General features: G+C 51.7%; 16 protein-coding genes. 5 read left to right on the top strand and 11 right to left on the bottom strand.

Annotated elements, in window-relative coordinates:
- Positions 1–93: 93 nt before the first annotated feature.
- On the top strand, positions 94–1,140 hold the full coding sequence (locus GT1_RS12625; protein WP_188399049.1) for an HD-GYP domain-containing protein: 1,047 nt from the start codon (positions 94–96) through the stop codon (positions 1,138–1,140).
- A gap of 32 nt (positions 1,141–1,172) precedes the next feature.
- Here GT1_RS12625 and GT1_RS12620 read toward each other — a convergent pair whose 3' ends face one another.
- Positions 1,173–2,477 carry an MATE family efflux transporter gene (locus tag GT1_RS12620; protein ID WP_223226233.1) on the bottom strand — a complete coding sequence of 435 codons (1,305 nt, stop codon included), beginning with the start codon at positions 2,475–2,477 and terminating at the stop codon, positions 1,173–1,175.
- Positions 2,478–2,732: 255 nt separating this feature from the next.
- Between GT1_RS12620 and GT1_RS12615 the strand changes: the two genes are divergently transcribed.
- Positions 2,733–4,907, top strand: a complete 2,175-nt coding sequence (locus GT1_RS12615; RefSeq protein WP_188399047.1) for a Tex family protein — start codon at positions 2,733–2,735, stop codon at positions 4,905–4,907.
- An 85-nt stretch (positions 4,908–4,992) separates the two neighbouring features.
- Here GT1_RS12615 and GT1_RS12610 read toward each other — a convergent pair whose 3' ends face one another.
- Genes GT1_RS12610 through GT1_RS12600 form a run of 3 tightly spaced genes read right to left on the bottom strand, consistent with a single transcriptional unit; the run spans position 4,993 to position 8,123 of the window.
- Positions 4,993–5,640: a cyclodeaminase/cyclohydrolase family protein gene (locus GT1_RS12610; RefSeq protein WP_188399046.1), complete on the bottom strand. Its 648-nt coding sequence runs from the start codon at positions 5,638–5,640 to the stop codon at positions 4,993–4,995.
- 11 nt (positions 5,641–5,651) lie between these two features.
- Positions 5,652–7,265, bottom strand: a complete 1,614-nt coding sequence (locus GT1_RS12605; RefSeq protein WP_188399045.1) for a DAK2 domain-containing protein — start codon at positions 7,263–7,265, stop codon at positions 5,652–5,654.
- A 21-nt stretch (positions 7,266–7,286) separates the two neighbouring features.
- Positions 7,287–8,123: a DegV family protein gene (locus tag GT1_RS12600; RefSeq protein WP_188399044.1), complete on the bottom strand. Its 837-nt coding sequence runs from the start codon at positions 8,121–8,123 to the stop codon at positions 7,287–7,289.
- 178 nt (positions 8,124–8,301) lie between these two features.
- Here GT1_RS12600 and GT1_RS12595 point away from each other — a divergent pair, with 178 nt between their 5' ends.
- From GT1_RS12595 to GT1_RS12585, 3 genes are all read left to right on the top strand, one after another.
- Positions 8,302–10,458 carry a cell division protein FtsA gene (locus GT1_RS12595; protein WP_223226232.1) on the top strand — a complete coding sequence of 719 codons (2,157 nt, stop codon included), beginning with the start codon at positions 8,302–8,304 and terminating at the stop codon, positions 10,456–10,458.
- Positions 10,459–10,651: 193 nt separating this feature from the next.
- Positions 10,652–11,950, top strand: coding sequence for a hydroxylamine reductase (gene hcp, locus GT1_RS12590; protein ID WP_223226231.1), 1,299 nt, complete (start codon positions 10,652–10,654; stop codon positions 11,948–11,950).
- A 261-nt stretch (positions 11,951–12,211) separates the two neighbouring features.
- Complete coding sequence (locus GT1_RS12585; protein ID WP_188399043.1) at positions 12,212–13,504, top strand: dicarboxylate/amino acid:cation symporter; 1,293 nt, start codon at positions 12,212–12,214, stop codon at positions 13,502–13,504.
- Between the two features lie 214 nt (positions 13,505–13,718).
- Here GT1_RS12585 and GT1_RS12580 read toward each other — a convergent pair whose 3' ends face one another.
- The 7 genes from GT1_RS12580 to GT1_RS12550 all read right to left on the bottom strand — a co-directional run bounded on the left by GT1_RS12580 (position 13,719) and on the right by GT1_RS12550 (position 21,946).
- On the bottom strand, positions 13,719–14,756 hold the full coding sequence (locus GT1_RS12580) for a diguanylate cyclase (protein WP_188399042.1): 1,038 nt from the start codon (positions 14,754–14,756) through the stop codon (positions 13,719–13,721).
- A gap of 355 nt (positions 14,757–15,111) precedes the next feature.
- Positions 15,112–16,431 (bottom strand): glutamate-1-semialdehyde 2,1-aminomutase, encoded by a 1,320-nt coding sequence (gene hemL, locus GT1_RS12575; RefSeq protein ID WP_188399041.1) that lies wholly within the window; start codon positions 16,429–16,431, stop codon positions 15,112–15,114.
- Between the two features lie 29 nt (positions 16,432–16,460).
- A complete protein-coding gene (gene hemB, locus GT1_RS12570) occupies positions 16,461–17,426 on the bottom strand; it encodes a porphobilinogen synthase (protein ID WP_188399040.1) in 966 nt (321 codons plus the stop codon).
- A 124-nt stretch (positions 17,427–17,550) separates the two neighbouring features.
- Positions 17,551–19,068, bottom strand: a complete 1,518-nt coding sequence (gene cobA, locus GT1_RS12565; RefSeq protein ID WP_188399039.1) for a uroporphyrinogen-III C-methyltransferase — start codon at positions 19,066–19,068, stop codon at positions 17,551–17,553.
- A gap of 11 nt (positions 19,069–19,079) precedes the next feature.
- Positions 19,080–20,015 carry a hydroxymethylbilane synthase gene (gene hemC, locus GT1_RS12560; RefSeq protein WP_223226230.1) on the bottom strand — a complete coding sequence of 312 codons (936 nt, stop codon included), beginning with the start codon at positions 20,013–20,015 and terminating at the stop codon, positions 19,080–19,082.
- The gene (hemA, locus tag GT1_RS12555; protein ID WP_188399037.1) at positions 19,981–21,333 is read right to left on the bottom strand and encodes a glutamyl-tRNA reductase; all 1,353 of its coding nucleotides are present in this window, start codon (positions 21,331–21,333) and stop codon (positions 19,981–19,983) included. The genes hemC and hemA overlap by 35 nt, the downstream gene beginning before the upstream one ends.
- Positions 21,302–21,946, bottom strand: coding sequence for a bifunctional precorrin-2 dehydrogenase/sirohydrochlorin ferrochelatase (locus GT1_RS12550; protein WP_188399036.1), 645 nt, complete (start codon positions 21,944–21,946; stop codon positions 21,302–21,304). The genes hemA and GT1_RS12550 overlap by 32 nt, the downstream gene beginning before the upstream one ends.
- Positions 21,947–22,013: the final 67 nt, after the last annotated feature.

The following is a 22,013-nucleotide window of genomic DNA, read 5'->3' as shown; positions in this document are numbered from 1 at the left end:
GCCAAAAGTCCCAGATAACTAGGCATATTGCATATTTCCTTTCTGGCGCGGTTTATGTATAATAATGGTAAGCAGGACAAGGAGGGTTGCCTTATGCTTATCAGCGAGGTAAAAGCCGGCATGGTACTGGCACGCGATATTATTGATGACAATGGCAATCTGCTTCTGGAACAGGGCATTGCCCTTACGGAATACTACATTACCCGGCTGACTCAGCTCGGTATAACCAGTATCCCTATTTATGATCCATATGCAGTTGAGCTAAAAAAGCATTCCGTAATTGCTCCGGAGGTCAGAGAAGAGCTTACGTTATGCTTTCGGTCATTATTTAACAAAAAAAGCCAGGATATTCTCAATTCCGGCCTGCGGACAATTTACCTAAAACAAATTCAGCAAACCGTCGGCCAGGTAATTGACAATACCGAAAAAAACCTGGGACAAATTGTGAATGTCCAGGTACGCCAGCCCACCGAAGATGAAATTGCTCATGCCATAAATGTCTGCCTGATGTCCATTTCCACCGGCCTGTATATTAAGCTGCCGCGTCCGGTACTGATGGACCTGGCTATGGGAGCGCTTTTTCATGATTTAGGCAAGACAGTTATGCCGACCATCGAGGGATCGATTGCCTCCGATCCCGGGCGATTGCATCCTATTTACGGCCAACAGCTGTTGGTGAAAAATAAGCTCGGGACCATTGTGGCCCGTATTGCCGCCGAACATCACGAGCAATACGACGGCCAGGGGTATCCGCTCGGACTGGCCGGAAAAGAAATTCATCCTTTGTCACGCATAGTGACCATCGCCAATCACTTTGACAATAACATGAATATGGCTGCCAAAACAGGCCAGCCGCGCGGCAAGATTATCGATTCCATGCTGGCCAATGGCAATGCCTTATTTGATATGTACCTGTTAAGAGCCTTCTTTCATACCACGCCGCTTTATCCGGTAGGCACGCTGGTAAAACTCAGTACCAATCAAATGGCCTATGTAATAAAGAATAAAGCCCGGTTTACCGCTACTCCCACCGTGCAGATTGCCGAACGCGGGCCCCGCGGCTACAGTATGATCACCGGTCAAATGATTGATTTAGCGATGAAACCCCAAATAACGATTGTCGACGTAATCGCAGATTAAAAAACGTCACGCCTAGGCGTGACGTTTGCTATTTACAGCCACTTTTTCGAGCTGAACCGCCGCCATAAAATGGCGCTGCGGATGAGAAAATCGCCTGCCGTAATATACCAGGCAGCCGTAATATCATAGCCCCAGACAATAATAAATACATATACCAGCGGCAGGCGGATCAGCCATACGCCTAGGGTTGTGACATACATAGGCCAGCGCGTATCGCCCGCCCCTCTCAGCGCCCCGCCCAGAACAAAGCAAAGGGCGATTGTCGGCTGTTCCAGCACGGCAACCATCACACAAAGCGAACCCCAGTAAATAACCGCCGGATCATCAATAAACAGTGCCGCCAACGGCCGGGCAAACACAAAAATAATTACCCCCATAACCGCCATACTCCAGAAAGCAATCTTATTGGTCAGCCAGGCGAACTGCTCGGCCCGGTGCGGCATACCCTTGCCTAAATATTGTCCGACAAGCGTCATGGCGGCTATTGAAAAGCCAAAACCGGGCATAAACGACATGGACTCAATTTGTACTGCGATTTGGTGGGCGGCAAACTGCACCGCCCCCACGCCGGCCAGCATAAACATGAATACCATACGGCCGCCCTGCATAGCCAGTTGTTCCAGCGCCGCCGGAACACTAATAGCCACAATCCGCTGAATGACTGCTTTATCGACTGTCAATATATCCCGCAAAGTCAGCCCCACCGTTTCCCGGCGCCTAAGCACAGCCAGGGCCGCCAAGCCGCCGGCCAGTTGCGACACCCCCAGACCCCAGGCCGCGCCATACGGTCCCAGTGCCGGCATGCCGGCATAACCAAATACCAGAGTGTAAGCAATAATGAGAGCCAGCGTATTGCTGAAGATGGTTATATAAAAAGCAATCCGGGTCTGCCCCATCCCCCGCAAAATGGCGTTGCCGACGGACATCAGCAAAAAGAAGGGAGTAAAACCAAACGAAATTTTGACCAAAACAGTCGCCAGCCGGTTGATTTCCGGATCAGCCGCCGTCAAATCCAATATCGGCTTTGCCAATACCAGCCCCAGTACCGCCAGCGCAATTCCCAACCCGCCCCCCAGTAAAATAGCCTGTCCGGTAATCTTTCTGACTTCCTGCCAGTGACAAGCCCCGGTTTCGCGGGCCACAATAGCGGCAGCACCTGTGCCTGCCGCCGCAAATATCATAGCCGCCGAAAACTGCATCATGACGGCCAACCCGACGGCTGCCAGCGGTACTGCCCCAAGGCGCCCGACCATGGCGGTAATCAGCACATTAACCGCCACGATGACCACACCTTCAAAGATCACCGGCCAGGCAAGTTTTATAATTTGTCTGTTCATGTATTGTTTTATAGCTAAAGGCACGCTAGGCTCCCCCTGACAAACCATTTAAAGCATGGAAGCACCCGCACCGGCCATTAAGGCGATCCCCTGAACCGGTCATTGCGGGCGCAGCGAAGCAAGCTTCACTTATATATCATTCTGCTCTTTGAAAAATAATCCTTTACCGCAACAATTGACTGCAATTATATTGTCCTGACGGCACAAACTGATATAATATAGAAGTTAAAACATATTAATAAAGATGGTGAACAGATGCTTATTACCGAAATCCCCGCTATTATTGCCCGCGAACTGGCCGTTAAGCCGCATCAGGTATCGGCCACAATGACCTTGTTGGATGACGGCAATACCGTACCCTTTATTGCCCGCTACCGCAAAGAGGTCACCGGTGAACTTAACGAAGAACATATCCGTACCATTGAAGAGCGCACCCAATACTTGCGCAATCTGATCAAACGGCAGGAAGATATCCTTGCCAGCATTGAGTCCCAGGACAAGTTAACGCCGGAACTGGCACAGGCCATCCAGGCAGCAACCAAACTGCAGGAGCTGGAAGACCTCTACCTCCCTTACCGCCCCAAAAAGCGGACACGGGCCCAAATCGCCCGGGAAAAAGGGCTGGAGCCTTTGGCGGAAACCATTCTGGCCCAGGAACTTACTGACGGTGACCCGCTGGTGCTTGCCGAACAATACCTAAATGCCGAACACGAAATAACCACCGCTGAATTGGCACTGGCCGGCGCCCAGGACATCCTGGCCGAAACCGTCAGCGAGCAGGCCGACATCCGTGCCATGCTCCGCAAAGAGTTGTGGCAAAAGGCGGAAATTGCCAGCCAGCTTGCCGTGGCAGAAGCCGAAGCCAGGGAATTCCTCATGTATAAAGAATATCAGGAACCGGTTAAGCGCATGCCGTCCCACCGGATTTTGGCTGTTAACCGCGGTGAAACCAAAGGTACGCTTAAAGTTGAGCTGGTTACCAACCACGAAGGCAATATCAAATTAATTGCCAATAAGCTGATTACCGGCAGCTCTATTTTCACCCCAATCCTGCTTGCCGCCATTGCCGACGGTTACAAACGGCTGCTGTTTCCGGCACTGGAACGGGAAATCCGCAGCCTCTTAACGGAAAATGCCGAAAAACAGGCCATCAGAGTGTTTGGTCTTAACCTGCGCCAGCTGCTGCTGCAAGCGCCGCTGGCCGGTCATACAGTTATGGGACTGGACCCGGGTTACCGTACCGGTTGCAAACTGGCTGTCGTCAGCCCTACCGGGGCGGTTCTCACCACCAATACCATCTACCTGACCATGAGTGAGCGCCAGCGCGAAGAAGCCGCCGCCAAAGTCCTGGAGGCCGTCAAAACCCATGGCGTAACCCTGATTTCGATTGGCAACGGCACAGCTTCCTACGAAACCGAAGAATTTGTTGCCAACCTCATCAATACCCATAATCTAAACATTCATTACATCATTGCCAACGAAGCCGGCGCTTCCGTGTATTCGGCCTCCAAGCTGGCCAAGGACGAACTGCCTGATCTGGACGTCTCCATTCGCGGCGCCGTTTCCATTGCCCGCCGGATTCAGGACCCACTGGCCGAATTGGTAAAAATCGATCCCAAATCCATCGGTGTCGGTCAATACCAGCATGACGTAAATCAGAAGGAATTAGGCGGCACCTTAACCAATATCGTGGAATCCTGCGTTAACCATGTTGGTGTGGAACTCAACACCGCATCCCCGGCGCTGTTAACCCATGTTGCCGGCATTAATGCCGGTGTCGCCAAGAACATTGTTGCCTATCGCACCGAAAACGGCCAGTTTAAAAGCCGCAAAGAGCTCTTAAAGGTGGCCCGCCTGGGCAAAGCCGCTTTTACCCAGTGTGCCGGCTTTTTACGCATTGCCAAGGCTGCCAATCCGCTTGACAACACGCCGGTTCACCCGGAATCCTACGAACTGGCGGAAGCCCTCTTAGGCAAACTTGGCTTTACCCTAAAAGATTTGTCTGACAAAAATAAGCTGGCTGCCCTCCAGCAAACAGCACCGGCTGCCGACGCCGCCAAACTGGCCGCCGAGCTCGGAGCCGGCGAACCTACCGTGCGGGATATTCTGGCCGCATTAGCCAAGCCCGGACGTGACCCCAGAGAAGATGTACCCCCGCCGCAAACCCGCAAAAACATTGTCAAGCTGTCTGACATCACACCAGGCACCATTGTCAAAGGCACAGTCCATAACGTTACCGACTTCGGCGCCTTTGTTGACATCGGTATCAAAATCAACGGTCTTATTCACCGTTCCGAGCTCAGCCACAAACATTTCCGCCACCCCATTGATGTCATATCTGTCGGCGATATCATTGATGTAATGGTGATTAATGTGGACGAAGCCCGCCAACGCATTGCGCTTAGTTTAAAGCAAGTTCCCAAAGCATAAGCACCCAAAGCCCTGTATCCAGGCTTACAACCTGGATACAGGGCTTTGTTAACAACACTATCGGTTTCCTATGTTGACCGGAGAATTATCCCCTGACAACACTAAAGGGAGCACTGGCATAGACCTTGTCCTCAATGGCGGCCTTCAGTTCATCGGCCGTTGATTGCAACAGATAGATCTGGCCTTTAAGGGCATTAACCAGAAGCTCATCCTCCAGCTCATTCAGATTAATGGCCGTACTGAGCAGGCTGCCGACAATGCCGGCATAGGCCATGGCTACGCCGGCCATCAAATCGCTCACTACCATCTTGTCTACTTTTGCCACAATGGTTTTGGCAATCTCAACAACCTCCAAACAAGACCTGGCTGTCTCAATCGGCACCTCTGCGGCCAGTTTTACCGCCTTCTGCAAGGCAAGCCGGCGCGCCTGCTGCTTTTCGGCACCATTCTCCGGTAAACCGGCTGCCGCCAGCAATCCCCGCAGTGCTAAGGCATCTCTGTCAATCAAAATAGTCAGTTCAATATGCAGTCTGCTCAAGTCGGCCTGCTTGGCAAGCAGCAATTCACTGCACACCACCTGTCCCGGACTCTTTAACGAATAATTTACCGCCAGCTCCAGGAGCGACGCCCCCATCAGACCACTGATAGCTGCCGCGCTTCCCCCGCCTGGCGGTACCTCTGCCGCAGCCAGCCTGCCGGCAAAGTCGCTGATATTTAGTGAGCTTAACATCATTTCCCTCCCTGTCACTCCACACTGATGATAAATTGATAGTGCGGCTGCCCGCCAAAATACACTTCTATTTCCACAGCATCAAGCTGTTCGGCAAGCCCTGCTGCCAGGACCTTAGCTTCAGCCTCGTCAAGCTCTGCTCCGTAGTACAGGCTCACGATGCCGGTATCAGGATCAACCAATTGTTTAACGACCTGCGTCAATGCCGCGGACAACCCGTCAGCCCACACCGCCACACTGCCGTCTATGACGCCGATATATGCGCCTTCAGGCACCTTCTGACCATTCACCAGCGAATCGCGGACAGCAATCGTCAGACTGGCTGATTTCACCGCAGCCTGCGCCTCGGCCATCCGGGCCAGATTGTCAGCCAGATCACGCTGGGCATCAAAGGCCAGCACAGCCGCCAAGCCTTGCGGCACATTGGTGGTAGGCACAATAGCCACCCGGTCGTCGCCCAACAGTTTTTTCGCCTGCGCGGCAGCCAGCACAATATTCTTGTTGTTAGGCAATATAATATAGGTTTCGGCCGAGCTGTTGTGGATAGCGGCCACGAACTCCTCCACCGGCGGATTCATGGTTTGCCCGCCGGTAATAACAATGTCTGCCCCCATTTGCCGCATAATGTTGGCAAGCCCCTCGCCTGACACCACACTAATGACGGCCAGTCCTGACCTGACCTGCGCCTCCCCGGCAGTCTCCAGCGTTTGCCGGTGTTGATCAGACATATTATCAATCTTAATATCATGCAGCGTTCCCCAGGCGATTGCCGATTCCAGTACGGCGCCCGGGTGAGCGGTATGAATATGTACTTTTAAAATGCCCTCACCGGGTGCGAGCACCAGTGAATCACCCATCTGCTCTAACTGACGCTTAACTTCTGCTTTACTGGCGGCAAATCGCTTGACCACAAACTCGGTGCAATACGGATGGGCAATAGTAACCTCAGCAGTCATGCCGGATATTGTCAAGGTACGGCCAAAATCGGCTTCAGGCCCGCTGAACCGCCCCTCCAGCCCTTCCAGACACCCTGCCAGAAACACAATCAGGCCCTGACCACCGGCATCAACTACGCCGGCGGCCTTGAGCGCCGGCAATAAGTCCGGCGTCCGTTTAAGTTCCTCCTGTCCGGCGCTAATTGCTTCTGTCAAAATATCGGCAAAAGCCACCCGGTCCCGCACCGCCCGGTGCGTCCCCTTGGCAATGCCCTTCGCCACCGTCAGGATTGTGCCCTCAACCGGCCGGGCTACTGCCCGGTACGCGTACAATACGCCATATTGAAAGGCTTTGCCCACTTCCGCCGCCGTAGCCGTGTCCTTGCCGGACAGCCCCCGGGCAATGCCGCGCAAGAGTTGCGACAAGATCACCCCGGAGTTGCCTCTGGCCCCCATAATGGCACTGTCCGCACCCCGGCGCGCCAGAGAACCAATCCCCTCATCAGGCGCTTCGGCCACCGCTTTGGCCACCGCCCCCAATGTCAGCAGCATATTCGTACCGGTATCGCCATCCGGTACAGGAAATACGTTGAGACTGTTGATGTATTCGTGTTCGCGCATGAAGGCTCCATACGCCCCGGCAATCATGCGGCGAAAATCTCTCCCATTAATGACATCCATGCTGGATTGCATACAGTTCCCTCCTCTACTGTATTACTGCTTCTTTTGAAAAAACAGGCCAAGGACACCAGGACCCAAATGGGCGCCAAGTGCCGAACCGATACCGCTCAGTAATACCGGAATGTTGGGGTAGCGTTGGCAAACCGTATCATATATCTCCTGGGCTGTTGCCTGGGCTTCGCCATGCGCCACCCCAATATATTCAAGTTCACCATGCTTATCCAGTTCCTCCAGCATCCGTGCCACCGCCCGCGTCCTGGTACGCACCTTATCAAACACCACTACCTTACCTTCGCGCAAGGTAAGGATAGGCTTAATTTGCAAAATCGAACCAACCAGCGCTGCTGCACCGCCAATCCGGCCGCCTTTATACAGATAATCCAGAGAGTCAGGCAGAATCAGCGTGTGGGTGGCATCTGCCATCTGCTGCAGCTGTTCGGCAATAGCCGCTGCCGGGTTGCCGGCAGCAGCCAGCTTAAGTGCCGCCTCTGCCATTTTTATCATGCCAATTGACGACGTACGGGAATCAATCACATAGATTTCACGGCCCTTGAATTCTTTGGCCGCCGCTCTTGCACCGTTAACGGTCCCGCTTAAACCACCCGAAACACTAATCATTATTATAGGATGCCCCTCGGCTGCCGGAGAAAATACCCGGGCAAAATCGCCCGGTGCCGGCTGCGAGGTGCGCGGATGTATCCCTTTTTCTTTAGCTATGCGAAACAGTTCTGTATTGCTCAGTTCAGGCTCATTCCAGTCAGTATCCCCGATAATCACTTTTAGCGGTACTATATGAAGGTTGGGGTGAGCTGCCAGCATTTCTTCAGGTGCATTAGCAGTACTGTCAAGTATTATATGTATAGTAGACAACTTACGTAACCTCCTCTCCTACTACCTAAACTATATCTTACCAAATAATCTGACGCAATACACTAAAATATTGTTATGAATCTTAGACAAAAATCATAAATGTGTGCCATATTCTTAAATTTACTGACAGGATATAGGATATCCTGCGGCGAAATTAGCATTGTTGATTCTGAATACAATGAATGAAGGAGTACTTATGGACAATAACCAACTCCTCTTTGCTTTAGATATCGGTACCAGAAGTGTCGTCGGACTTGTCGGCGAGGTGCAAAACGGCACGATAAAACTAATAGCCTCAGAGCGGGAAGAACATCATACCCGGGCTATGCTTGACGGGCAGATCCACGATGTGCTGGAAGTTGCCGAAGTACTGGCGGCAGTCACTTCCCGCCTGGAGGCGACTGTTGGCAAGTTGACCAAAGTCGCGGTAGCTGCCGCCGGCCGCGCCCTGTGCACCCTGCGGATCTCGGCCGAGCTGGAAACAGCCTCCCGCGGCCCACTTACCCCGGAGGATGAACGCTCCCTTGAACTGGCGGCCATCCAGACGGCCCAGGCCGAACTGGCTACCTCCGGTGCGGTGGCTGACCCGGCCGATTACTACTGTGTCGGCTACAGCGTCGTCAGCTTCAGCCTGGACGGCACCCGCATCAAAAGCCTTGTTGGCCAGCGCGGCAAACGCTCGTCTATCGAAGTCATTGCCACCTTCTTGCCCCGGCAGGTCATTGATTCCCTGCAGTCCTCCATTCAAGCCGCCGGTCTGGAAATGGCAACCCTTACACTGGAACCCATTGCCGCCATTAATGTCCTCATCCCCTCAACCATGCGCCATCTAAATCTCGTACTTGTCGATGTCGGCGCAGGCACCTCCGATGTAGCTATAACCCGCGACGGCTCAGTGATTGGCTATGGCATGGTGCCACTGGCCGGAGATGAAATTACCGAAGCCATATCACAGCATTTTTTGCTTGATTTCAATGTCGCCGAAACGGTTAAACGCCAGCTTGGCAGTAATAATAAAAAAATTGCCTTCACCGACGTGCTGGGCATGCCTCACAAAGAGTCGGCCAAGACCATTATTGATTCCCTGGCCCCCAAGGTAGTTGAACTGGCCCAGGCTATTGCCGGCGAAATTCTGACTCTCAATACCCAGCAGCCGCAGGCCGTCCTCCTGGTCGGCGGCGGCGCCCTGACACCGCTCTTACCGGAAGCATTAGCGGAGGCTCTGGACATTCCGGCAGCGAGAGTTGCCATTCGCCGCCCTGATTCCATTGAAGGCATTACCGGCATACCCTCTGCCTTATGTACCCCTGATGCGGTGACTCCACTGGGAATTTTAAAACTGGCCGGCGGACGTACCTTAAACTTCATTAATATTACCGTCAACGAGCGACCCATCCGCTTGTTTAACCTAAGCCGCTTAACAATAGCCGATGCGCTCCTGGCCGCCGGCATTGATATCCGGGCGCTGCGCGGCCGGCCAGGTATGGGTCTGACCATTTCCGTCAATGGCCAAACCCGCTTTATTCCCGGCGGTCATGGCATTGCCGGTCAAATTATGCGCGGCGGCCAGCCAGCCAAGCTTACCGATATTCTCTGTGATCAGGATATCCTGGAAATAACACCAGGCTCTGACGGTATAACGCCGACACCTTTGCTCAGAGAAATCGCACCCATACCCGAACCACTGACCATTCAGCTTGACGGTCAAAGCTATCAACTGGAATCGCCGGTAACGGTAAACGGGATTCCGGCTGAGCCTGATACGCGCCTGTGCGATCGTGACCAAATTTGTATCACACCTATAGAAACATTAGAACAAGTGCTTGCCGGGTTAAATCTCGCCGCCACACCTGCTGAATATCGCTACCAGGTTAACGGTACCGACCGTTCCTACAGAGTATGGCCCAAATATACGATTAATGCCGCTCCGGCTTCCCTGGACAGCCCACTTTCCCCTGGTGACAATATTGAAACCCTCAAACCAGCGCTGCCCACCCTGGCAGAAGTCCTGGGCATTACCGCTAAAGATGAGGATACCATCCATGTGTTATTCAACGGCGCCCCCTGCGCCATCCCGGTCCGCCGCTATAGCGTGTTATTGGATGGTCAGCCGGCGGAAGCCGGCCAAACTGCGGTTCCCGGCAGTACCATTGACTTTACTATATCTCCTGACCGTCAGCCACTTATTAGCGATGTACTGCTGGCTGCTGATTTTGATCCCCGTACCCTGCCGCCGGTTGGCAGGATTACCGTATTGCTCAATGGTTTACCCACTGAATATACGGCAGTTGTTACAAATGGAGACAAGGTGGATATTAAAACAACTGAAATTTAAAGAAAACACGACTTGCGCCGAGCCTTTGGCGACGGTGGAAGTCGATGTTGCCCTTATCCTGTTCTTAAGAAAGTTATACTTTCTGTTGGGATGAGAAAAATCACTTGGGACTGTGACATACGTCACAGTCCCAAGTTGCTTTATCCCTTATAATGACAGCATAAGCTACAAACAAACAAGGGGGATTTGAGAAATGAGTATGTTTTGTTATCAATGTGAACAAACTGCAGGTGGCTCAGGCTGTACCAAAATTGGCGTCTGCGGAAAAAACGAAGATATTGCCAGTTTACAGGATACCCTGATTTTCGGCCTCAAAGGCATTGCCGCCTATGCTCACCATGCCCGCGAACTGGGTGCCCGTGACGAGCAAGTTGACGCTTTCATGCATGACGCCTTATTCTTCACGCTGACTAACGTAAATTTCAGCTTGGAAAAACATATTGCCATGGTATTGAAATGTGGTGAAATTAACCTTAAGGTCATGGAACTGTTGGATAAAGCCCATGTTGACCGTTTTGGCTCACCTGTACCTACAGAAGTATTCACAGGCTTTAAAGCCGGCCACGGTATCTTAGTTACCGGCCATGACCTGCTTGATTTGGAAGAACTCTTAAAACAAACCGAAGGCACCGGCATCAATATTTACACCCATGGTGAAATGCTGCCAGGCCATGCTTATCCTGAGCTCAAAAAATACAAACATCTTGTTGGCAACTATGGTACTGCCTGGCAGAACCAGCGCAAAGAATTTGAAGCCTTCCCCGGCGCAATCTTAGTGACTACCAACTGTGTAATGCCGCTGACAGCCAATGAGACCTACGGTGACCGCATCTATACCCGCAGTGTAACCGGCCTCCAGGGTGGCAACCACATCGCCGACCGCGACTTCTCGGAAATTATCGCTAAAGCCAAGGCTCTGCCGCAGCTTGCTGACAAAGCAGGCGCTTACACTCTGACTACCGGGTTCCACCACAACGCCATTCTCGGCCTGGCTGACAAAATTGTCGATGCTGTTAAAGCCGGAAAAATTAAACGCTTCTTCCTCATCGGCGGTTGCGACGGCGCTAAACCCGGCCGCAACTACTACACCGAACTGGCTGAAAAAATTCCGCAAGATTGCGTAATTCTTACCGTAGCCTGCGGCAAATACCGCTTTAACCATCTTGACTTCGGCACCATTGACGGCATTCCCCGCCTCATCGACCTCGGCCAGTGCAATAACGCCTACTCGGGTATTCAAGTGGCGGTTGCTCTTGCCAAAGTCTTCAATTGCGGCGTAAATGACCTGCCGCTCTCCTTCGTACTCTCCTGGTTTGAACAAAAAGCTGTTGCCATCCTGCTTACCCTCCTGCACCTCGGCGTGAAGGACATCCGCTTAGGGCCAACAGCTCCGGCTTTCGTAACCCCGGGAGTATTCAAAGTACTCAACGACAATTTCGGTCTTCAGCCAATTACCACTCCGGATGAAGATTTGAAAGCCATCTTAGGCTAATAGAAATAAAGTGTCAAGGGACGAATCACCACGCGTGATTCGTCCCTTTTTTGCTTTGTTTAAAACCAGTGACATGCCAAATGTATTTTGTATTTTTAAAAATTTTTGCAATATTCAATTTAAAATAAAAGGAATAATTATAAAAAAAGCAAATTATACATTTATTGTAATACTTTCCATTTATAGATCATTTTAAAAAGGGAGGTGTTTGTCTTCACTGCATAACACGAAATCAAAAGATTAAGATAGGAGGTTAAAAGTATGAAGCAATATCAAAAACTGCTGTTAGGCTTTGTCTTAGGTATCATCGTCGGTCTAATTGGTTATTATTCTTTTCCGGAAAAATCCTATCCCTTCATGAAAACAGTCACCGATTTGTGCACCCTGACCGGTGCCATATTCCTCAAAATGATTTTCATGGTGGTTGTTCCCCTGTTGGTTTCGGCGCTAATGCTGGGTGTGTATGAGCTTGGCAAAGGCCGCAACCTGGGCAAGGTTGCCGCCAAGTCGCTCATGTACACGGTTGCCCTGAGCGTAATTGCCGTTATGCTCGCCGTAACCATGACCAACATTATGCAGCCCGGGGCTGGCGTGGAATTTGACAAAGAAGCGCTGGCCAAGAACCAAGGGGTTATCAGCATCAATAAAAATGTGCAGCTTGCACAAAATAAGCCCTGGACTACTTATATTACTGACTTAATTCCGCAAAACCCGATTGACTCTGCCGCCAGAGCCTTTGGCGGCGAAATCATTGCCGTCATGGTGTTCGCACTAATGTTTGGCTATGCCATGAGCATGGTCATTAAGGAGGAAAATCATCCGCTTGTTCGCATGTTGCAGTCCATCTTTGATATTTCACTGAAAATCATTGACTGGGCTATGAGACTTGCTCCTTACGGCATCTTTGCCATCGTATTCAATACGACCTATCGGATGGGCGCCGGGTTCCTGACCAATGTCGCTTATTTTGCCGCTGTGGTCGTGCTCAGTATCTTAATTCAGCAGCTTGTCGTTTACTCCGCATTTCTTAAAATATTTGCGAAAACCAACCCATGGGAATTCTTCAAGTCTTGCAAGGAAGCCTATGTATACGCTTTTTCTACCGCTTCCTCCAATGCCACTTTGCCAATCGCACTGGAAACCGCAGAGAAAACCTTAAAACTGCCGCCGAAGATTTCCCGCTTTGTCCTCACCTGCGGCGCTTCGGCCAACCAAAATGGCTCCGGTCTCTATGAAGGTGTGGTACTGTTGTTCCTGGCACAGGTTTTCGGCGTCAACCTCTCAATTGAACAACAAATCATTGTCGTATTAACGGCTGTTTTAGGCGGCATCGGCACAGCCGGCGTTCCTGGCGGCACCTTGCCAATCATTGCGATTTTATGCGTAAATGTCGGTGTGCCGGTTGAAGGTCTTGGCTTGATTCTCGGTGTTGACCGTTTCCTTGATATGTGCAGAACGACGCTGAACGTATCCGGCGACTTAGTTATCGCGAAACTGGTCAGCGCCAGCGTTACCGAGGAAGAGCTCAACGCCACCGGCAGTATTGACTGCTAATCGAGTATATTTTCTTAAAAAGGGGCGAATCACCTGCGTGATTCGTCCCTTAGACTTGCACGGTAAAAATATACCTGATATTGAAAGAAAATATCCGCACCGGAATGTTGCCATTTATGTTGATAAGGGAGTTTAAAAATAGTAAAAAAAGGAGCCGTGGTGAGACTTTTACGTTTCACCACGGCCTCTTTAGCCTGGATTACCTACACAAACATTAAATTGCGGTTTCAAACACCACACATTGGTTGCGGCCTTGCCGTTTAGCCCGGTACAAAGCGCTGTCAGCCTCCTGAAATGCATCCTGGCAGGTCAGTCCTTGCTGCTTGAGTGCCACCCCGATACTGATAGTGACTTTTACCCGCTCCCCATGATGGAAAAAATCGCAGTTGCTTACCTGAAAGCGGAGGCGCTCAGCAATTTTAAACCCCAATTCCAAAGATGTTCCCGGTAAAACCAGCGCGAATTCCTCGCCGCCATAGCGAAAAGCCATATCTTTACTACGAATATTCATGCTAATAATATTGCCGATGGTTGTCAGCACTTGATCCCCAAACAAATGGCCATAAGCATCATTGAGTTGCTTAAAATGGTCAATATCGACAATTAACAGGGCATATTGCTGTAAATCAGCCGTTTTTTCCAAATAGGAGCGATGGTTCAGCAAGCCTGTCAATTCGTCGGTATGGGCCAGTTTATAGTGCCGGGCATTTTCCCGCATAAGCTGGGCAATTTGTCCCTCCTGCTGCTGCTGGCTTTCAACAACCCGCAGCATATAAACAGTAGTAAAAGATACCACGGCAAACGCAATAATATTATAAATGTGCTCCAGCCAAAAAGCAGCTGTAAAGGCTCCTGCCACCAACGAATGAGCGGCCATATACACAAACGAAACAACCGCGACCATTCGCCAGACCCGGCTGCGCCCGCCCCTGAGCACCATGCGCATCAACAGCAAATGATATAAGACTTCACTATACAAGGCCCCAGCCAGCGTAAAACCCGCACACAGTGCCAAATTTAAAACAAGTTCACCCAATTGCAGTTTAGGTCGCTGCCAGCAAAAAACCAAGTTATACATAATATGCGTAACAGCCAAGGCAACAACTACCAGCCACTGCGGGCCGGAGATTGCCACAGCAGCTATCATGCTGAATAAGGCGGAAATACTGCTCATACGCCTGACAATAATTTGCAGTTGTGAGGCGGGATCACCCCATATTCGTATCACCAACATGCGCTTGGCAAAACTCACGAACCTCAAGCTCCTTTACCTGCAGGGGTATAGTATATACTTTGCTAATAGTACTATCTTATCATATTCACAAAATAAAAAGTTAAAAATTTTCTGTTATTTTCCAGAAAAATCAAACGCAATTTCTCTTATGTTTTTACAAAAATCGACATAAGGTAAGCACCGGTGACATAGCATTGTATAGCGTCCGCCCGACCGGCCTTATACCGGCACCTTTTCTATAAGGCTTCGGGGGCGCGCAAACGTGTACATTTTGTTAAACATAAAGAAAACACGGCTTGCGCCAAGCTGAAATTATACTTTCTGTTGGGATAAAAAATCGACCCAGTGTATCGTGTACACAGGGTCGATCCAGTTAAGCTCTTCGTTGACTATAGTATTGAGCGACTTTCGCAAAGGCATTGCCGCTAGCGGCAATGGTTGCATCAATATCAGCCTGCGAATGTACGCCAGACATAAAGCTGGCCTCAAATTGGGACGGAGCCAGATAAACTCCCTGCTCCAGCATCGCATGGAAATATATATTAAAAGCATCAACATCAGACTGCTTGGCACTGGCATAATCGTAAACCGGCTTGTCGGTAAAGAATAGACCAAACATCGTGCCAACCTGATGGAACTGGAAGTCGAAGCCTTGCTTTTGTGCCTGTGCCTGTATGCCGGTACATAATGCGGCTGTCGTTTTGGTCACCTGCTCGTAGAAGCCCTCAGTGTGCGACAATAAGCGCAAGGTGGCAAGTCCGGCGGTCATAGCCAGCGGATTACCGCTTAATGTACCGGCTTGGTACACCGGTCCGGCCGGCGCAATCAATTCCATAATGTCCTGCCGGCCGCCATAAGCACCGACAGGCAAACCGCCGCCAATAACTTTGCCCAGACAAGTAAGATCTGGCGTAATATTATACAATTCCTGGGCTCCGCCATAGGCTACCCGGAAACCTGACATGACTTCATCAAAAATTAAAAGTGCACCATATTTTTCGGTAATCTCCCGGACTTGTTTAAGATAGCCGGGACGTGGCAGCACCAGCCCCATATTGCCGGGTACCGGTTCAATGATAACAGCGGCAATATCCTCGCCCTGTTTCTCAAATACCGCCGCCAAACCTGCCGCATCATTATACTCTACCGTTATCGTATTGCCGGCAATGCTCTCCGGCACACCCGGACTGTCCGGTACACCTAAGGTGGTAGCACCCGATCCGGCCTTAACCAGCAGGCTGTCATGATGGCCATGATAACAGCCGGCAAATTTGATAATTTTATTACGTTTGGTAAACGCCCTGGCCAGCCTAAGGACACTCATCGTGGCCTCTGTGCCGGAATTAACAAAGCGGACCAGTTCCATCGACGGTACAGCTTCCGTAATCATACGGGCCAGTTCCGTTTCCAGCAGCGTCGGCGCGCCATAGCTGGTGCCGCGCGTTAAAGCGTCTGTCAGTTCATGCGTTACTTCCGGATGGGCATGCCCCAAAATCATGGGGCCCCAGGAACCAACATAGTCGATATAGGAATGACCGTCAATATCATAAATCCGGCTGCCTGCCGCTTTGGCAATGAACGGCGGCGTGCCGCCAACTCCCCGGAAGGAACGGACCGGACTGTTGACACCGCCGGGAATATAGCGCTTAGCCTCCGCAAAGGCAGTTGCTGATTTCTCTAATGTAAAATTCATGCCATTCTAACTCCTTTCAAACAGAAAAGTTATAACCACCGCACAGCGTCAAGAGCATGGTAGGTAATAATAATATCCGCACCGGCGCGCCTCATCCCCAGCAGTGTCTCCATAACCAACCGCTGTTCGTCAATCAGTCCTTGAGCCGCCGCTGCCTTAACCATGGCATATTCGCCACTCACATTATAGGCAACAACAGGCAGCAGGAACCGGTCTTTTACCTGCCGGACAATATCAAGGTAAGCCAAAGCAGGCTTAACGATAACAAGATCGGCGCCTTCTTCGATGTCCAGCGCCACTTCTTTTAGCGCTTCCCGGGAGTTAGCCGGGTCCATCTGGTAGGCCCGCCGGTCACCAAACTGGGGAGCCGAATCGGCGGCCGCCCGGAATGGTCCGTAATAGGCAGAAGCATATTTAGCGGCATAGGACATGATGCTTACATCACTATAGCCACCGGCATCAAGTCCGGTCCGGATGGCAGCCACCCGGCCGTCCATCATATCGGACGGCGCCACCATGTCGGCACCGGCCTTGGCATGACTTAGGGCAACCGCAGCCAGCAGCGGCAGCGTCGGGTCATTATCCACTTTATGTCCGTTTAACAGGCCACAATGCCCATGATCGGTATACTGGCACAAACAGACATCACTAATGACAACAAGTTCAGGCACCGCCTGTTTGATGGCTAAAATAGCCTGCTGTACCGGACTTTTCATATCCCAGGCACTGCTGCCGCGCTCGTCTTTGTATTCAGGCAGGCCAAATACCAGCACAGCAGGTATGCCCAGAGCATATACTTCCCGTGCCAATTCAACGGCCATGTCCGGCGACAGATGGTAGTTGCCCGGCAGCGAGGAAATTTCTTTTTTCACCTTGGTGCCTGGTACGACAAATATTGGGTAGACCAGGTTGTCAGGTGTCAAAGCCGTCTCTCTCACCATATTGCGGATGCCGCTGGTAGCTCTCAGCCGCCGGGGACGATATACCATGGACATAATATAATTCCTCCTTGTGTGCTGCATCCGGTGATATACTTCATATTATCGCTGGCTGCAGCACTAACTATATAATAGCCGGTAAAGCCTTGCAGGCGTTACCGGCAGCATATCCGGAAAAATTCTAGCCGATTCCATATAAGGTGGTAATGGCTTCAATGAGGCCTTTAATCGTATATTCCTCTGCAATAATGTCAGGCTTGATGCCGTGAGTCAAACAGGTCTCGGCGGTAATCGGGCCGATACAGGCTACTTTGGCTTTGGCAACCAGCCGGGCACCGTCCTGCCCCAGCAATGCCAACAGGTTGGTAACGGTGGATGAGCTGGTAAATGTAACCAGATCAATGCTGCCTGCCGCTAAAGCAGCAGCCAGCTCCTGGCCGTCGGTATCGCCGGTAACGGTACGGTAAGCGGGGACAACATTGACACAGGCTCCCAGCTCGGTCAGCTTTTCCGGCAGAATATCCCTGGCAACCAGGGCCCGGGGAATAAGTACTTTCATACTGGGCGTTATATGGGGTTTCAGCGCCTCAATAACGCCTTCGGCTCTGAATTCGGCCGGAATGATATCGGCGACAATCCCATAGCCTTTAAGTCTGGCGGCAGTCGGTGAGCCGATAGCGGCCACTTTGGCTTTAATGGCTCTGGTATCCAGTCCGGCGGCTGCCATACGGGCAAAGAAATGCTCCACGCCATTTACGCTGGTAAAGATCAGCCAATCATATTCCTGTAGACAGGCAATAGCCGCATCAAGCGGTTCATAGCTTGCCGGCGGCACAATCTTTATGGCCGGAGCTTCCATACAGTCGGCACCCAGCTTGGCTAAACCGTCAGTAAGAACGCTGGCTTGTTCGCGCGCCCGGGTAACCAGCACTTTTTTGCCAAACAGGGGCTTATTGTCAAACCAGGCTAATTTGTCGCGCAGGGTGACAACCTGACCGACAATGAAGATGGCCGGCGGCTTTAAGCCTCTGGCGGCAACATCGCTGGCAGCCGTCCCAACAGTGGTCACCAGTACTTCCTGTTCCGGTTTGGTGCCCCAGCGGATGACGGCGGCCGGAGTGTCGGCCGGACGGCCATGTTCAACGAGCTTGGCAGTAATATGGGGCAGATTTTCCACTCCCATGAGAAACACCAGGGTATCTACCGCAGTAGCCAGCTTATCCCACTTCATGCCGGATTCGCCCTTGGTCGGATCTTCATGACCGGTAATGACGGCAAAGGAGGTGGCAATCCCCCGGTGGGTTACCGGAATACCGGCATAGGCCGGTACGGAGATAGCCGAAGTAATACCAGGCACCACCTCAAAAGGAATACCGTTAGCCAAGAGAGTGAGGGCCTCTTCTCCCCCACGCCCGAAAACAAACGGATCACCGCCTTTGAGACGGACAACAATTTTATTTTCTTTGGCCTTATCCACCAGCAGTTGGTTGATATCCTCCTGCCGCATGGTATGGTCACTGGAAGCTTTCCCTACATAGATGAGTTCAACATTGGGCCGGGCCTGATCCAGCAGGCGGTCATCGGCCAGCCGGTCATACACGATAGTATCGGCTTGTTTGATACATTCTATGGCTTTCAAACTAATCAGCCCGTAATCCCCGGGACCGGCACCGACTAAGTAGACAATTGGCTGGTTCATAGAATCCTCCCCTACATCTCCCTGGCAAATAGTTTTGCCAATATTTCACGCCCGCCGCTTGCCAGCATGCGTGCGGCCAGAGTATGTCCCAGCAAGCTAGCGTCTGCCGGACTGCCGTCAATAGCATCATGCACGGCTTCCTGGCCGTCAGGCGACATAATAACGGCTTGCAAGCTTAGCTGTCCTGTTGCTTTGATCTCTCCGTAAACACCGATCGGTATCTGGCAGCCACCCTCGACTTCTGCCAGAAAGGTCCGCTCCGCCAGGGTAGCCTGCCGGGTTGGCTCATGATTTAAAAACGCCAGCAAGGCAAGCGTCTCCGGATCATTTTCCCGCGCTTCAATGGCCAAAGCTCCCTGCCCAACTGCCGGCAGGCAAATATCCTGCGGCAAAACTTGAGTAATATGCTCATCCCAGCCCAAGCGCCTGAGGCCGGCCACCGCCAGCAAGATGGCGTCAAGTTTCTCGGTTGTCAGTTTTTTCAGGCGGGTATCCAAATTGCCCCGCAAATCAACAATGGTAAGATCCGGACGGACGTTCAGGAGCTGGGCTTTGCGCCGCAGGCTGGAGGTTCCTACCCTGGCATGAGCCGGCAGGTTATCCAGTGTTTTATATTGAGGACTAATTAAAGCATCACCGGGATCAACCCGGTCGGTAACGGCGGCCAGCACCAGCCCCTCCGGCAATTCGGTGGGCATATCTTTCAGACTGTGTACCGCTAAGTCGATTTCACCGCTCAGCATGGCCACCTCTAATTCTTTGGTAAACAAACCCTTGCCGCCGATTTTGGCTAACGGCACATCCAGAATTCTATCACCGGTTGTTACCATATGTTTCAGTTCTATTGCTATTTCCGGGTAGCGCTCACGCAAACAGGCGGCTATATGCTGGGCCTGCCAGAGAGCCAGCTTACTACCGCGCGTACCGATGACAAGTTTTTGCTTCACTGTCTTGTTCCTCTCCTCGATGACCTGCCCGCTCCCGCACCATATCCATGGAATGGTCCAACTGAAACATGTTGCGGAGAGCATCCTGGTAGTAATATTCCTTATCCGTACCGGCGGCTTCGTTAAGCCTGATAATGGGATCACGCAGCAATTTCCGCACAATCATTTTCGACATGTTTTCCACAATGCGCCGTTCCTCAGCCGTAATGTCCGGCAGCTTCGCCATCGCCCGCTTAACCTCGCGCTGCCGGATTCGTTCAGCTTTGTCGGTCAGACGGACAAGGGTAGGCTGGTAGGCCAGATAGCGAAACCGGGCAATAATACAGGCCATTTCCTCGTCAATCAGTTGCTCAGCCGCAGCTGCCTCTTGTTCCCGCTCGCGCAAATTGGATTCCACCACCGCTTCCAAAGCGTCAATGTTGTAGAGAGTCACACCGGCGATGGCCTCAACCTCGGGTTCAATATCACGCGGTACGGCAATATCAATAAACAGGATAGGCCGTCCCCGCCGTTTAGGCATCAGATGAGCAACATCCCAGGTGCGGATAATGTAGTGGGGAGCACCGGTGGAAGTAATGACGATATCGGCGTCCACCGCACATTTCATAAAGTGTTCAAACGGCACGGCCACTCCCCGGAACTTGTCCGCCAAAGCCTCGGCCCTGTCCAGGTTGCGGTTGGACACAAATACGGTTTTCACCCCGCTCGCCACCAGGTACCGGGCTGTCAACTCGCTCATCTCACCGGCCCCTAATACCAGCACATTGGAATCTGACAAATCCCCAAGCACTTTCTTAGCCAGTTCAACGGCGGCATAACTTACCGACACGGCATTATAAGCAATGCGGGTTGCTGTACGCACCTTCTTGCCAACAGCAATCGCCCGGTTAAACAGTGTATTTAGCACCGTACTGGTAGCACCTGACGTCCGGGCGAGGGTATAAGCCGTTTTTACCTGGCTTAATATTTGGCCTTCACCGAGCACCAGCGAATCCAGACTGGAGCTCACCCGGAACAGGTGCCTAATACATTCTTCCGCCTGAAAATAAAATAAATAATCATAGCTGGTCTCAGCCAGCACTCCCGGCGACATATGATCAAGAAACTCCTGCATGACCGGTAAGGCATCATCAGAATCTTCTACAACAGCATACATCTCTGTCCGGTTGCAGGTAGACAAAATGACGCATTCACGAATATCATCATATTCATGAATACGTTTGTAAGCCGCCTTGATTTGCTCTTCGGAAAAGGAGAAGCATTCCCGAACTTCTACCGGGGCGGTTCTATGGTTCAGTCCTAATACAACAAGCTGCATGGCGCATTCTCTCCTCTGCTTCGCTAAACTTGCCTTTTCTAAGCAAATCAAGCACCTCTTGATCAATGGTTTCCCGCCAGAATTTTTCCCGGGCTTTGGCTGTTGCCAGCCGCTTTTTCATCTCCGGCCTCAGCTTGGCAATCAGCTCCAGATATTGACCGTACTCCGGTCCATACCTTGCAGCCATTTCCTCCCGCAGCCGTCTGGCTAAAACAGGACTGGCGCCTCCTGTTGATACGGTGATCAGCAAATCGCCCTGGGCAATGTGTGCCGGCACATAAAAATCAGACAACTCGGGCGCATCGGCAATATTGACCATGGCTCCTGCCGCCCGGGCGGCCTCGGCTGCCTGACGGTTTATCTCCGGCTGGTCGGTGGCGCAAAATACCAGAAAAAAATTATGTAAATCACCATCAACATAGACACGCGGCGTCCAGCACAAGCCGCCTGCTTCCTGCAACGCACTGAGCCCGGGCGTTAATACCGGACTAAACACAGTGACCTCAGCCCCGGCAGCGATAAGTGCCGCTGCCTTCCGCTCAGCTACTGCCCCACCACCGACAACCGCACAACGCCGACCGGTCAATTTTAGATTAATGGGGTACACTTGCATACATTCACGTCCCGGATTACGTTATAGTTTCACAAATATTTTATCATACTTCGCGATTAAATGGTAA

Source organism: Sporomusa sp. GT1 (assembly GCF_014634905.1).
GTDB classification, from domain to species: Bacteria; Bacillota; Negativicutes; order Sporomusales; family Sporomusaceae; genus Sporomusa; species Sporomusa sphaeroides.
Note: the sequence above shows the minus strand (reverse complement) of the source record. Positions and strands in the feature narration are given on the sequence as shown.